Origin of the sequence: Pseudomonas frederiksbergensis (assembly GCF_003732705.1) — a bacterium.
GTDB classification, from domain to species: Bacteria; Pseudomonadota; Gammaproteobacteria; order Pseudomonadales; family Pseudomonadaceae; genus Aquipseudomonas; species Aquipseudomonas frederiksbergensis_F.
In genome coordinates this window covers 111,209-125,399 of record NZ_MOBR01000008.1, presented here as the reverse complement: position 1 = coordinate 125,399, position 14,191 = coordinate 111,209, and the positions used below count along the sequence as shown (strand labels likewise).

The 14,191-nt window shown below is 58.9% G+C and carries 12 protein-coding genes; 10 read left to right on the top strand and 2 right to left on the bottom strand.

Annotated elements, in window-relative coordinates:
- The first annotated feature begins 229 nt into the window (after nucleotides 1-229).
- The 9 genes from rho (at nucleotide 230) to BK667_RS09625 (ending at nucleotide 10,885) form a co-directional block, all read left to right on the top strand.
- The gene (gene rho / locus BK667_RS09660) at nucleotides 230-1,489 is read left to right on the top strand and encodes a transcription termination factor Rho (protein ID WP_007942421.1); all 1,260 of its coding nucleotides are present in this window, start codon (nucleotides 230-232) and stop codon (nucleotides 1,487-1,489) included.
- 320 nt (nucleotides 1,490-1,809) lie between these two features.
- Nucleotides 1,810-2,322 (top strand): Tli1a family immunity protein, encoded by a 513-nt coding sequence (gene tli1a / locus BK667_RS09655; protein WP_123597467.1) that lies wholly within the window; start codon nucleotides 1,810-1,812, stop codon nucleotides 2,320-2,322.
- Nucleotides 2,310-4,628: a Tle1 family T6SS lipase effector gene (locus BK667_RS09650; RefSeq protein ID WP_123597466.1), complete on the top strand. Its 2,319-nt coding sequence runs from the start codon at nucleotides 2,310-2,312 to the stop codon at nucleotides 4,626-4,628. Before tli1a (BK667_RS09655) ends, BK667_RS09650 begins: the two co-directional genes overlap by 13 nt.
- A 37-nt stretch (nucleotides 4,629-4,665) precedes the next feature.
- Nucleotides 4,666-5,187: a Tli1a family immunity protein gene (tli1a, locus tag BK667_RS09645; RefSeq protein ID WP_185058194.1), complete on the top strand. Its 522-nt coding sequence runs from the start codon at nucleotides 4,666-4,668 to the stop codon at nucleotides 5,185-5,187.
- 28 nt (nucleotides 5,188-5,215) lie between these two features.
- Entirely contained in the window at nucleotides 5,216-5,359 is a 144-nt protein-coding gene (locus BK667_RS33240; protein WP_185058193.1) for a hypothetical protein, read from the top strand.
- A gap of 150 nt (nucleotides 5,360-5,509) precedes the next feature.
- Entirely contained in the window at nucleotides 5,510-7,513 is a 2,004-nt protein-coding gene (locus BK667_RS09640) for an acyltransferase family protein (protein ID WP_123597465.1), read from the top strand.
- A gap of 69 nt (nucleotides 7,514-7,582) precedes the next feature.
- Nucleotides 7,583-9,049 (top strand): 4-hydroxy-3-polyprenylbenzoate decarboxylase, encoded by a 1,467-nt coding sequence (gene ubiD / locus BK667_RS09635; RefSeq protein ID WP_123403932.1) that lies wholly within the window; start codon nucleotides 7,583-7,585, stop codon nucleotides 9,047-9,049.
- Nucleotides 9,049-10,017, top strand: coding sequence for a CDP-6-deoxy-delta-3,4-glucoseen reductase (locus BK667_RS09630; RefSeq protein WP_123509721.1), 969 nt, complete (start codon nucleotides 9,049-9,051; stop codon nucleotides 10,015-10,017). The genes ubiD and BK667_RS09630 overlap by 1 nt, the downstream gene beginning before the upstream one ends.
- Before the next feature lie 196 nt (nucleotides 10,018-10,213).
- Nucleotides 10,214-10,885: a gamma-glutamylcyclotransferase gene (locus BK667_RS09625; protein ID WP_123509722.1), complete on the top strand. Its 672-nt coding sequence runs from the start codon at nucleotides 10,214-10,216 to the stop codon at nucleotides 10,883-10,885.
- Here the strand turns inward: BK667_RS09625 and glpT are convergent.
- A complete protein-coding gene (glpT, locus tag BK667_RS09620) occupies nucleotides 10,858-12,210 on the bottom strand; it encodes a glycerol-3-phosphate transporter (protein ID WP_123509723.1) in 1,353 nt (450 codons plus the stop codon). The genes BK667_RS09625 and glpT overlap by 28 nt on opposite strands.
- 279 nt (nucleotides 12,211-12,489) lie before the next feature.
- Nucleotides 12,490-13,467: an NADPH:quinone oxidoreductase family protein gene (locus tag BK667_RS09615; RefSeq protein ID WP_123597464.1), complete on the bottom strand. Its 978-nt coding sequence runs from the start codon at nucleotides 13,465-13,467 to the stop codon at nucleotides 12,490-12,492.
- Between the two features lie 150 nt (nucleotides 13,468-13,617).
- Here BK667_RS09615 and BK667_RS09610 point away from each other — a divergent pair, with 150 nt between their 5' ends.
- Nucleotides 13,618-14,028, top strand: coding sequence for a flagellar basal body-associated protein FliL (locus tag BK667_RS09610; RefSeq protein ID WP_123509725.1), 411 nt, complete (start codon nucleotides 13,618-13,620; stop codon nucleotides 14,026-14,028).
- Nucleotides 14,029-14,191: the final 163 nt, after the last annotated feature.

The following is a 14,191-nucleotide window of genomic DNA, read 5'->3' as shown; positions in this document are numbered from 1 at the left end:
AAAAAAAGCCCCGCATATTGCGGGGCTTTTTGCGTATTCAGGGCTAGACGCTCTGAAACTCAGGTGGTACATTCGGCCCCGCACTGGTTTCTCCACTGCCCCCTGCTAGCCGTCGCCGACGCACTCCTTTTCGAATAAGTACGCGATCCTGTCGCCTTCTCTGCGGCGCGGCCTCATTAAGCCAAAAGCTTAATTTCCCCCCCTCCATAAATGATTACGTCATTCCTATATGAATCTGACTGAACTCAAGCAAAAGCCGATTACCGAACTGCTCGAATTGGCCGAACAGATGGGCATAGAAAATATGGCCCGTTCGCGCAAGCAGGACGTGATTTTCTCCCTGCTCAAAAAGCACGCGAAAAGCGGCGAGGAAATCTCCGGTGATGGCGTGCTGGAGATTCTCCAGGACGGCTTCGGCTTCCTCCGCTCCGCTGACGCTTCCTATCTCGCCGGCCCAGACGATATCTACGTCTCGCCGAGCCAGATCCGTCGCTTCAACTTGCGCACCGGTGACACCATCGTTGGCAAGATCCGCCCTCCAAAGGAAGGCGAGCGTTATTTCGCTCTGCTCAAGGTCGATACGATCAACTACGATCGTCCCGAGAACGCGAAAAACAAGATTCTCTTCGAGAACCTGACCCCGCTGTTCCCGACCGTGCGCATGAAGATGGAAGCCGGCAACGGTTCCACCGAAGATTTGACCGGTCGTGTCATCGACCTGTGCGCCCCGATCGGCAAAGGCCAGCGCGGTCTGATCGTTGCACCGCCGAAAGCCGGTAAAACGATCATGTTGCAGAACATCGCAGCGAACATCGCACGTAATAATCCTGAAGTTCACCTGATCGTGTTGCTGATCGATGAGCGTCCGGAAGAAGTCACCGAAATGCAGCGCACCGTGCGCGGCGAAGTGGTTGCCTCGACGTTCGATGAGCCGCCAACCCGCCACGTGCAGGTTGCCGAAATGGTGATCGAGAAGGCCAAGCGCCTGGTCGAACACAAGAAAGACGTGGTGATCCTGCTCGACTCCATCACCCGTCTGGCTCGCGCCTACAACACCGTGATCCCGAGCTCCGGCAAAGTGCTCACCGGTGGTGTCGATGCCCACGCCCTGGAGAAACCGAAACGTTTCTTCGGCGCCGCGCGGAACATCGAAGAAGGCGGCTCGCTGACCATCATCGCCACCGCGCTGGTTGAAACCGGCTCGAAAATGGACGAAGTGATCTACGAGGAATTCAAAGGCACTGGCAACATGGAACTGCCTCTGGATCGCCGCATCGCTGAAAAACGCGTGTTCCCGGCTATCAACATCAACCGTTCCGGCACCCGCCGCGAAGAGTTGCTGACCGCCGACGACGAGTTGCAGCGTATGTGGATCCTGCGCAAGCTGCTGCACCCGATGGACGAAATCGCTGCCATCGAGTTCCTGGTCGACAAGCTGAAAACGACCAAGACCAACGACGAGTTCTTCTTGTCGATGAAGCGTAAGTAAGACGAAGTACGCTTCACAAAAAAGGGCGCCCCTGACAGGGCGCCCTTTTTTTGTGCGCGTGTTCCGTCCTGAATAAGGGTTTACACCATCTGACTTCTCCTACCTGAACCGACACCCACAAAGCGTAGGAAAACGAATATCCCCCTTGATGGAAATTTCCTATTCGTCCCGATGACCCTGTCATTGAGGCGGCAGTAGTTGACCGTCCACTGCATCATTTGTCTTCCAGACGTTGCCGTTTCTCGAGCGCGAGGCCCCCGCGCTCGGCGAATTGTCTGGTTTTTAAATGACAGGACTTCAATGAAAAGGAAATTGACTTCATGCCCACGTTTTCGACGGCCAGGCGCTTTGTCGCAACGCTCATGGGGGCCTTGTTAACTCAAGGCGCCCAGGCGAGCACTCTGGAAGCGATCAATCACACCCACTGGGCGATCAACCGCTTCAGTGTCGATGGGCGTTCGGGAATCGACATCATTGGCCCGTACCAGGGGGGTGGGGGAGGTTGCTGTTACGTCGTGCCGTCGCGCTGGCAGCGGGGGATGACGGTGCGTGTGGATTGGGAAACAGGAACGGGTAGTTCAGCGGGCTTTCCCGGTTTTGCAGACCGGGAAAAATACTATGCCTGGATTGAAAAAATTGATTCTCAAAAGCGAAGGCACAGCAAAGTAGTCTCCGTCCCCGACTACACCGGCCAAAAAGTCTGCGGCCTCACCGTGCATTTCCTGCCCTGCGATGATCTCCAGGTCACCACCTCCTGCTACGCCTACGGCAGCCCCGAGTACCCGATCAAATCCCCGCTGCACCTGCCGGAGCCTCAGTCATGTCTGCAATGAAACACTCCAGTGTCTGGCTTCCCCCGCCGTTTCCATTGCAAGGCCGATTGCCTCGTCGCGTCGAGCAGGTTCAACAGAACATCCTGCGCCAGTGCGAACAAGAGCGGGGTTATCAGGATGCTTTGTGCCTGGCGGCTGGTTACCGGGTTACGCCACCGTGTTGCAAGACCTTGCACATCAGCCTGTTCTTCGACGGCACCGGCAATAACCTGAACGACGATTTGTATAAATCCGATACGCCGCACCCGACCAATATCGCCCGGTTGTTTCGTGCCACGGTCGGTGACGGGCATGCCGGTGGAACCACGCACAGCGAAGGAGCCTCGCGTTTGACTGATGCAGCAGGCACCGGCAATGGCCAGTACTTCAAGTACTACATGCCCGGCGTCGGCACGCCGTTTGCGGAAGTCGGCGACCTGGATTACACCATCAGCGGGCTGGCTGGCGCCTGGTTCGGAGAGGAGCGGATCAACTGGGGCCTGTTGATGCTCATTGACGCCCTGCGGCGTACGTTGGGTCTGCCGAGGCTGGACAACGCGAGCCTGAAGGCGGCGGTTGGGGCCATGGGCACAGTGGTGGGGACGGAGTGGGCCATGGGGCGGTCGAACCGTAGCGTTGAGTTTCGCAAGCAACTCAAGGCCATCGAAAAACCGTTGAGCCTCGCGCTGGCACAACCCAATCCCGGTACCTCGAAACTCTTGGGCATTAAGCTGTATGTCTATGGATTTTCCCGTGGCGCGGCAGCGGCGAGAGCCTTTGTGAGCTGGTTGAATGAGCTGATGCGTTACCGCTCGTTCCTGAAGCTGGGCGATCTGGAACTTCCCCTGAGCGTGGAGTACCTGGGGTTGCTGGACACCGTGGCCTCGGTAGGCATCGCCGACATCCTTCCGGGGGCGGACGGTCATATGGCCTGGGCCGACGGCAACCAGGAATTGCCCGGTGGCGGGCTGGTCAAGCGTTGCCTGCACCTGGCGGCGAGTTTTGAGCAGCGTCTGTGTTTTCCGCTGGAGTCGATTCGTCGCGAGAGTGGCGGTTATCCGGTGAATAGTGTGGAAGTGATCTACCCGGGAGTGCATTCGGATTTGGGTGGCGGGTATCTGCCGGGGGATCAGGGGAAGGCATTAAGTAAAGATGTTCGGGTAGGGGACGCACTTCTGCTATCACAGATTGCCCTGAACGACCTGTACGCTGATGCCTTCGCTCACGGCGCGCCCCTCAAGGTTCCGAAAGATTCTTTACCAATAGGATTGCGGCATGAGATGTGGCGAGCGATGGAAGATGATGTCGCACAAGGGTTTGAAGCTGCACCAACTTTAGTCAACCGCTTCAATGCTTGGCGGCAGATGACGTTGGGCCTTCCTCCTGTCTTACAGCCATTACCTGCTGAAAAGATAGAGCGCTACCAACCCCTCACATCCACCACAACGCTGGAACACGCAGTTCGCGCGCAGTTGGGTTGGATCACTGCCTGGCGCATCGACCGTTACGCTTTCGCCAGCCTAAAGCAGACCGCGTTCTACCATCAGGCAACCGATACCCAGGCCGACGCGACTGTGCGCGAAGAAGCCAAAGACACACGCGACAAAGCACAGAAAGCGGTCGAAAAAAGTCGTCGAGAGCAGCTGGCCCACGAACGCAATAGCCGCCTACCTAAAAATCCGCTGCAACCCGGCGTCAAGGATTTCGACGCGGACATGGCGCAAACCCAGCTGCGCGAAACCGCCGAAGAATTCGCTGCGGCGTACCGCGACCCTGACCACTTGGCCTCCAGCCTGAGCCGGGTGTTACCGGCGAACGCGGGAACAGTGGTAGTTCTGCGCATCATCACCGCCGACGCTCGCGTCGAGTGCCGACAGATGAAAGCGGCGGGGCGGGCCAGGGTCCGCCAACTGTTCCCGCCGCCGCCTGGTTACACCAATCATCCCGACGACAAGACCCGTGGCCCCGTCGACGAAACCGTCAACGCCACGCAGCCGGCGGGACTGTTGCGCGCGCTGTTCGATGACCAGGTCCACGATTCCCGCGCCTGGTTCCTCTACAAATTCGGGCGTGAGCCCATGGGCAGCTATTTCCGTGAACGCATGGTGTTCTTCGGCGAAGCCAGCCGACGGGAGCTGGCACTGAATCATGAAACCAAAGCGGCGCTGCTCGCGGCGGGCATCCAGTTGCCAGTTTCTGAATCGGTCGTTGCGGCTCAACCGCCGGTCATGGATGCGCAACGGATGGCCGAGGCCCAGCAGGCCATCGAGGCACATTGGGACGCGTTTTACGCCCAGGTTGGCGAGGTGAACGATGCGTCGACCTGATCCTGTTTTTCGTCGCCCAGTTGCAGGAAGAAAAACCATGGTCACCCCCATTGCGCGCCGTGTGTTAGTGGCGGCGCTCTGCGGCGTGGTTGGGGCCGTGCTTATGCAAAGTGCTCAGGCGAGCACCCTTGAAGCCATTAATCACACCCATTGGGCGATCAATCGTTTCAGTGTCGATGGGCGTTCGGGAGTCGACATCATTGGTCCGTATCGGGGTGGCGGAGGAGGCTGCTGTTATGTTGTTTCGTCGCATTGGCAGCCGGGGATGACGGTGCGTGTAGATTGGGAAACAGGAGTGGCTTACTCCGATGACTTTCCGGGTTTTGGGGATTGGCCAAGATATTTGGCTTGGAAAGGAAAGGTAAATGCGCAAAAACGCCAACTGAGCAAAGTCATCCCCGTCCCCGACTACACCGGCCAAAAAATCTGTGGCCTCACCGTGCATTTCCTGCCCTGCGATGAGCTCCAGGTCACCACCTCCTGCTACGCCTACGGCAGCCCTGAATACCCGATCAAAACCCCGCTGCACCTGCCGGAACCTCAGTCATGTCCGAAATAAGCGACGCAGTAGGGTGGGCGATGAATCGATGAAACCGCTGGTACACCAAAGCAACACGCCAAATGATGGCGTCGGCAAGGTGCCCCGTAGGGCTGCGCAAACCAAGATGTTGATCAAGCTGAAAACGACCAAGACCAACGACGAGTTCTTCTTGTCGATGAAGCGTAAGTAAGACGGTTTTCCAACCGCTAAGAATGGCGTCCTTCGGGGCGCCATTTTTTTTTGCAAAAAAAAAAGGAAGGTTTACGACTAGGGTTGGTCAGTACAGAAACGAAGTGGGTCGACGAACCCAGAACTTTAATCTGACTGGCATTTTCTGTTTATGAGCACACTGGCTTATCGAAGGGATATCGACGGCTTGCGGGCAATCGCCGTGATCGCGGTCGTGTTGTTCCATTTTGGCGTTCCTGGATTTACCGGCGGCTTTGTCGGTGTTGACATCTTCTTCGTGATTTCCGGTTACCTGATCACTTCGATCATCTGGAACCAGCGTCAGGCCGGGCGTTTCAGCTTTGTCGATTTCTGGGCCCGTCGTGCCCGGCGGATCCTGCCGGCGCTGTTTGTGATGATTCTCGCGGTGCTGGCGGTGGGCTGGTTCCTGCTGGCGCCCAAGGACTACGAGGAACTGGGGCGCTCGGTGCGCTACCAGGTGATGTTCGTCTCCAACATTCTGTTCATGCGCCAGGACGGCTATTTTGATGTGGCTTCCGATCTCAAACCGATGCTGCACACCTGGTCGCTGGCGGTTGAAGAGCAGTTCTACATTGTCTTCCCGTTATTGCTGACGCTGCTGTCGAGTCGCCTTAAGCATTGGCGGCTGGCGTTGTTCGGTGTGTTGCTGCTGTCGTTCGGGCTCAGCGTCTGGGCCGTGGCGCATCATCCCGAGAAAGCCTTTTTCCTGTTGCCGATGCGTGCCTGGGAGCTATTGGCTGGCGCGATGCTGGCGGTCGCGCCACGCGGTCACTGGCGCCTCACCACGACCGGCGCTCAAGCCGTCAGCCTGTTCGGCTTCGGTCTTATTCTGCTGGCGGTGTTTGCCTACGACAAAAGCACGCCATTCCCCGGCGTCGCGGCGCTGTTGCCGACCTTCGGCGTGATCGCGCTGATCTGGGCCAACGGGCATCGGCAGACGTTGGTCGGCGGTCTGCTGGCCAGTCGCATGTTGGTGGGGCTCGGGTTGATTTCCTATTCCTGGTACCTGTGGCATTGGCCGGTGTTTGTCTTCGCCAGCTATGCCAGTGTCGAAGAGTCCGGGCCGGTTGAAGTCGCGGGATTGATCCTGCTCACACTGATGCTCGGTTACCTGTCGTGGCGCTTCGTCGAGACGCCGTTCCGCGAGCGTCGGCTGCTGGCGGGACGTCGGCAGATCCTGGTTGCGGCCGGCTTCGGTGTGCTGGTGCTCGGCCTTGCCGGTCAGGCATTGCGCTGGACCGATGGCTTGCCCTCACGCTTGTCTGATGAGGCTTTGCAGTATGCAAAAGGCAAGGAATGGCGCCCGGAACTGATGAAGTGCCTGGTGGACGACAAAACGCCTGATGACAAACTCTTTTGCCGCTATGGCGACCCCGCGATTGCGTCCAGCAAGACGCTGGTCTGGGGCGACAGTCACGCCACCGCGCTGATTCCAATCTTTGACGATGGAGCGCGAAAGCATGGCGTCAGTGTGATGTTGGCGAGTTCTCCCGGTTGCCTGCCGGTTGCGGGCCTGGAGTATGACCAGACCTGCGCGCGTTTTAATCGGCGGGTCGAGCAAGCCTTGAAACCGCAGTCGGTGGGCGATGTGGTGCTGGTCGCGCGCTGGAGTCTGTACCTCTACGGCGATGTGAAAGGTGATCTGGGCCATGCCTTGAAAAAGCCCGGCGGCCGCTATGACCGCACGGTTGCCGAACAACAACTGGCGGATGGATTACGCGCCAGGGTCCAGCAGTTGCGCGCTGGCGGGCATCGCGTCTGGCTGATCAAGGAGGTGCCATTGCAACCGTTCAGTCCGCCGTACCGCCTCAGTCGATTGGCGATGTTGCACCGTCCGACGGCGGATGTGGGCATGGACGTGGCTGTCCACCTCAAGCGCCAGGCGTTTATCAGCCAGTTGTTCGCGCAAATCGCTGCCAGCGACTCCGGGGTGGCGGTGGTGGACCCTGCACCTCGGCTGTGTGATTCATCGGGCCTGTGCCGTGTCGAGCTCAACGGTCATTCGCTGTATACCGACGACAATCACCTGTCGGAGATTGGTGCACGCTTCGTGGCGCCGGTGCTTGAGCCGCTGTTCAAGCGCATGCAGGCCCAAGCCGCACTCGGCAATGGCAACGTGAATGCGGCCAAGTAAGCAGCGATAAGCTGCCAGCGGCCGGCAGAGCAGGTAGGATGTACGCCTATTTTACGGGTGCCATCATCAATGAAATTCAAGGACCTTCGGGATTTCGTGCAGCAGCTTGAGCAGCGCGGAGAGTTGAAACGCATTCAGATTCCGGTCTCTCCTGTGCTGGAGATGACCGAAGTCTGTGATCGCACGCTACGGGCCAAAGGCCCGGCGCTGCTGTTCGAGAACCCAACCGGCTACGACATCCCGGTACTCGGCAACCTGTTCGGTACCCCCGAGCGGGTGGCCATGGGCATGGGCGCCGAGGCGGTCAGCGAGCTGCGTGAAATCGGCAAGTTGCTGGCGTTCCTCAAGGAACCCGAGCCGCCGAAGGGCTTGAAGGATGCCTGGTCCAAGCTGCCGATCTTCCGCAAGATCATCGCCATGGCGCCGAAAGTCGTCAAAGACGCGGTGTGCCAGGAAGTGGTCATCGAAGGCGACGACGTCGACCTGGCGATGCTGCCGGTGCAGACCTGCTGGCCCGGCGACGTCGGCCCGCTGATCACTTGGGGCCTGACCGTCACCAAAGGTCCGAACAAGGACCGGCAGAACCTCGGCATCTACCGCCAGCAAGTGATTGGCCGCAACAAGGTCATCATGCGTTGGTTGAGCCACCGTGGCGGTGCGCTGGATTACCGCGAGTGGTGCGAGAAGCATCCCGGCCAGCCGTTCCCGGTGTCCGTAGCCCTGGGCGCTGACCCGGCGACCATCCTTGGTGCCGTGACGCCGGTGCCGGACAGCCTCTCCGAATACGCCTTCGCCGGTCTGCTGCGTGGCAATCGCACCGAGTTGGTGAAGTGCCGTGGCAATGACCTGCAAGTACCGGCCACCGCTGAAATCATCCTCGAAGGCGTGATCCATCCGGGCGAAATGGCCGATGAAGGTCCGTACGGCGACCACACTGGTTACTACAACGAAGTCGACAGCTTCCCGGTGTTCACCGTCGAACGCATTACCCACCGGATCAAACCGATCTACCACAGCACCTACACCGGCCGTCCACCGGATGAGCCGGCGATTCTCGGTGTGGCGCTAAACGAAGTGTTCGTGCCGATCCTGCAGAAGCAGTTCCCGGAAATCACCGACTTCTACCTGCCGCCCGAAGGCTGCTCGTACCGCATGGCCATCGTGACCATGAAGAAGTCGTATCCCGGTCATGCCAAGCGGGTAATGCTCGGTGTCTGGTCGTTTTTGCGACAGTTCATGTACACCAAGTTCGTTATCGTCACTGACGACGATATCAACGCGCGAGACTGGAACGACGTGGTCTGGGCCATCACCACGCGCATGGACCCCAAGCGCGACACGGTGATGATCGATAACACGCCGATCGACTACCTCGACTTCGCCTCGCCGGTGTCCGGCCTGGGGTCGAAGATGGGGCTCGATGCCACGCATAAATGGCCGGGCGAAACCACTCGCGAGTGGGGCCGGGTAATCGTCAAGGATGAAGCCGTGACAAAACGGATCGATGCCATCTGGAATCAGTTAGGAATAGATTGATGCGTGTAACCTTGCAGCCCTCCGGAGCAGTGCTTGAGATATTGCCCGGCGAGCGGATTCTCGATGGCGCGCGGCGCTTGGGCTATGAATGCCCGCAAAGCTGCCGCAACGGCAATTGCCACGTCTGCGCGGCGTTGCTGGTGGAAGGCCGGGTTGAACAGGCCGGCAATGTGCGTGATCACGGCGAGTTCTACACTTGCATAGCTGAGCCGCTGGAAGACTGCATCGTGCTGTGGGATGGCGTGCTCGCGCTGGGAGAACTGCCGGTGCGCAGCTTGTCGTGTCAGGTCATTGAATGCAGGGATGTCGGCGGGGATACCTTTCGGGTTCACCTGCGGGCGCCGGCCGGTAAGCCACCGCGCTATCACGCCGGCCAGTATTTGATGATCGAGCGCGAGAACGGTGAAAAATCCGCATTCTCCCTGGCTTCCGCACCGCATGCCGGGCGTGACCTGGAAATCCATGTGCTGGCGCGCGAATCCAGTGCGCTGAGCCTGATCGAACAGCTGCAACGCAACGCCATGGTGCGCATCGAAATGCCCTTCGGCGATACCCATCTGGCTGAATTGCCCGACGGGCCATTGGTGCTGATTGCCGCCGGCACCGGCATGGGCCAGATCCACAGCCTGATCGAACATTGCCGCGCCACCGGGTTCAAGCATCCAGTGCACCTGTACTGGGGCGTGCGTCGTCCTGAAGATTTTTATGAGATCGAACATTGGGACGAATGGCTGAAACTGCCCAATCTGTTCCTGCATAAAGTTGTCAGCGATCAGTGCGGCTGGGAAGGGCGCTGCGGCATGTTGCATGAGGCGGTGTGCGAGGATTTCCCGGATCTGAAGGCGCTGCATGTCTACGCCAGCGGCTCTCCGGCGATGGTCTACGGCACGCTGGATGCCTTGGTTGAAGCGGGGATGGATGCTCATCAGATGCGTGCTGATGTATTTGCTTATGCTCCGCGGTCTTAAATCGTTATAACTCCCTATATAGCCGATCGGTATTTATAGATTTATATAAATGCCGGTAGGTTATATGCCATATGGGCAATTATTTAAGAACTGTGCCATGGCACTTAAATTGCCTTAAAACATATGTGCCTTATTGTTACAGCGGTGCGTTCTATTAAGTAATTCTTTATTCGCGGGGAGCGGAACGCTATTCGCCATGAGCGCCATTGAATCTGCATTTTTGAACCTGGCTTACCCTCCGCGGCTCGATCTTGGGCCGCAGCTTACGCACGAACAATTGCTCAGCTCGATGCAGGCAACCATGGCGCGCCACAAGGGTGGGCCGGTCTGGCTGTTTGCGTACGGTTCGCTGATCTGGCGCCCGGAATGCGCGGCGGTGGAACGCGTGCGCGGCCGAGTCCACGGCTACCATCGCGGCTTGTACCTGTGGTCCCACGAACATCGCGGCACGCCGGAAGTGCCGGGCCTGGTGTTTGGTCTGGATCGCGGTGGTTCTTGCAGCGGCTTTGCCTATCGCCTTCCCGAAGAACAACTTGAAGCCTCGCTCTATGCCTTGTGGCAGCGTGAAATGCCGTTTCCGTCCTATCGCCCGCACTGGCTCAACTGCCGTCTTGAAGACGGAAGCCAGGTTCAGGCATTGGGATTCGTGTTGGAGCGGCACCTGCCCAGCTATGCCGGCAACTTGCCGGATCACGTGCTGAGCCAGGTATTCGAAAGCGCTTGCGGGCGTTACGGCACCACTCGCGATTATGTCGAGCAGACCGCCAACGCCCTGCGTAGCCACGCCATGCCAGACCGGAATCTGGAGGCGCGGCTCAAGCGCTGCAAATCAAAGTCTGATCAGGCGATCGCTTCTTCGCGGGTCTGACTGGCGCTTTGTTTGTGCCCCAGCGTGGGAGCCAGGAAGGCCATCGCCAGCAAGCAGGCGGCTACCAGCAGGATGAAGCCGCCATCCCAGCCGAAATAGTCCACGGTGTAGCCCATCAGCGCACTGGCCGCGACTGACCCACCCAAGTAACCGAACAGGCCGGTAAAACCAGCGGCGGTACCGGCGGCTTTTTTCGGCACAAGTTCCAGCGCTTGCAAACCCACCAGCATCACCGGACCGTAGATCAGGAAGCCGATCGCGAACAGCGAGATCATGTCGATCATCGGGTTGCCCGGCGGGTTCAGCCAATACACGATCGTCGCCACGGTCACCAATGCCATGAACACCATGCCGGTCAGGCCACGATTGCCACGGAAGACCTTGTCCGACATCCAGCCGCACAGCAGCGTGCCCGGAATGCCCGCCCACTCGTAGAGGAAATACGCCCACGACGTCTTGTCGAAGTCGAAGTGCTTGACCTCTTTGAGATAAGTCGGCGCCCAGTCCAGGATGCCGTAGCGCAGCAAGTAGACGAAAACGTTGGCCAGGGCGATGAACCAGAGCATTTTGTTGCGCAGCACGTATTTGACGAAGATGTCCTTGGCGCTGAATTCTTCTTCGTGGCTGGCGTCGTAGCCTTCCGGGTAATCGTTCTTGTACTTCTCGATCGGCGGCAGGCCGGTCGATTGCGGCGTATCGCGCATCACAATGAAAGCAAATACGGCGACCAGCAGCGCCACGGCGGCCGGGACGTAGAACTTGCTGTGCCAATCGTTGAACCAGCCCATGCCGAGGATCGCCAGCGGACCAATCAAGCCGCCGCCGACGTTATGCGCGGTGTTCCAGACCGAGACCACCTGGCCGCGTTCCTTCTGCGACCACCAGTGCACCATGGTCCGGCCGCTCGGTGGCCAGCCCATGCCTTGTGCCCAGCCGTTGATGAACAACAGGATAAACATCATCGTCACGCTCGACGTCGCCCAAGGAGCGAAGCCGAAAACGAACATGACCCCGGCCGACACGATCAGGCCGAAGGGCAGGAAGTAACGCGGGTTGGAGCGGTCGGACACAATGCCCATCAAAAACTTGGACAGACCGTAGGCGATCGCAATCGCCGACATGGCCACACCCAGTTGACCCTTTGTGTAGCCTTGGGCGATCAGGTCCGGGAAGGCCAGCGTGAAGTTCTTGCGCAGCAGGTAGTAACCCGCATACCCAATGAAAATCCCGGCGAAGATCTGCCAGCGAAGGCGTTTATAGGTGTCGTCTATTTTTTCTTCAGGCAGGGGAGCCTGATGTGCGGCAGGTCGAAAGAAAGCAAACATTCAAGAGCTCCAAATTTCTTGTTTTGACTGCGGATGCGAATGTTACAGTTTCGTTACCGAAAATAGCACCGGTTCGCATTGACCAAACAGCGGAAATGTTGGAGATCGCGTGTTCCTTTATGAACATGTCGCTCAGGTATAAGTGTAGGGCGGTGTGGGAAAGGTTACTGCGTAAGCCTTTGTGCGCCTTCGAGCCAGAATCGTGCGGGGTTTTGGGAAATGTCCTTCAAATAAAGAAGAAGCGATCCGGATTTTGCCTTCCAGACCGCTTCATCAGGCTCAGCGAACCTGCACTACCACTTTCCCGACTGCTTTACGCTGGCCCAGATCATTAATCGCCTGCGCCGCATTGCTCAACGGATACACCTGCGACACCAGCGGCTTCAATTTGCCCTCGGCAAACCAGGCAAATAGCTGCTGGAAGTTCGCCGCGTTGTCCTGGGGTTGGCGTTGGGCAAACGAGCCCCAGAACACGCCCACCACCGACGCACCTTTGAGCAGGGCGAGGTTCACGGGGAATTCGGGGATGCGTCCGCTGGCGAAACCCACCACCAGCAAGCGGCCGTTCCAGGCGATGGCGCGCACAGCCTGGTCAAACAGGTCGCCGCCCACCGGATCGTAGATCACGTCGGCGCCCTGGCCATCGGTCAGGCGTTTGATTTCGTCCTTGAGGCTGGTTTCGCTGTAGTTGATCAGCTCATCGGCGCCGGCGGCCTTGGCCACGGCGAGTTTTTCCGTGCTGCTGGCGGCGGCAATCACCCGGGCGCCCATGGCTTTGCCGATTTCCACGGCGGCCAGGCCGACGCCACCGGACGCGCCGAGCACCAGCAGAGTTTCGCCCGGTTGCAGGTTGGCCCGTTGTTTGAGGGCGTGCATCGAGGTGCCGTAGGTCATGCTGAAAGCGGCGGCGGTGTTGAAGTCCATCGACGGCGGGATCGGCAGCACGTTGTAGCCCGGCACCGCGACCTGCTCGGCAAAGCTGCCCCAACCGGTCAGGGCCATGACTCGGTCACCGACCTTGAGGTGGCTGACCTTTTCGCCCACCGCGCTGACCACGCCCGCCGCTTCTCCGCCCGGTGAAAACGGGAAGGGCGGCTTGAACTGGTATTTGCCCTCGATGATCAGCGTGTCCGGAAAGTTGACCCCGGCGGCGTGCACGTCCAGCAGGATTTCGTTCTTCTTCGCGACAGGACTGGCGACGTCTTCCAGCACCAGCGATTCGGCGGGGCCGAAGGCTTTGCAGAGCACGGCTTTCATCAGGGCTATTCCTTTGGGAGTGATGGCCGATAAGTGTAGGTGTGTGAGTCGATGGGTCAACGAGCATGCCCGGCCCTGATAGTCAGCCATAAGCTTGTGCTTGCGCGGCGGGTCGATATGCTAGGCCGCAAACCGGATAAGGAGCGAATTGTGAAAGCGTGGATCATGTTGTTGCTGGCCCTGTCTCTGCCTTTGGCAGCAGTGGCCGAAGAAGCCGCCAAAGAAGGCGAGGCCCCGAAAGTCAGCTACCTGACCCTGAGCCCGCCGTTCGTGGGTAACTATGGGTTGGATGGCACGCCGAAGTTGAAGGTCTTCAAGGCTGATGTGGCGCTGCGGGTGACCGGTGACGAGGCGGCCAAAGCGGTCAAGGCCAACGAGCCGTTGATTCGCAATCAACTGGTGGCGTTGTTCACCCAGCAGACCACCGAGGCGATGAACAGCGTCGAGGGCAAGGAAAAGCTGCGTCAGGAAGCGTTGAAGCAGACTCAGCAAGTGATGAACGACGAAACCGGCAAGCCGGTGGTTGAGGATCTGTTGTTCAACAACCTGATCATCCAATAATCCTGGATCCGTAGGAGCAAAGCTTGCTCGCGATAGCGCCCTCGAGACCGCTATCGCCGGCAAGCCGTGCTCCTACAACGCGTAGGTCTCAAAACCGCTATCGCCGGCAAGCCGTGCTCCTACAACGCGTAGGTCTTAAGACAGCCATCGCCGGCTGCCGTGC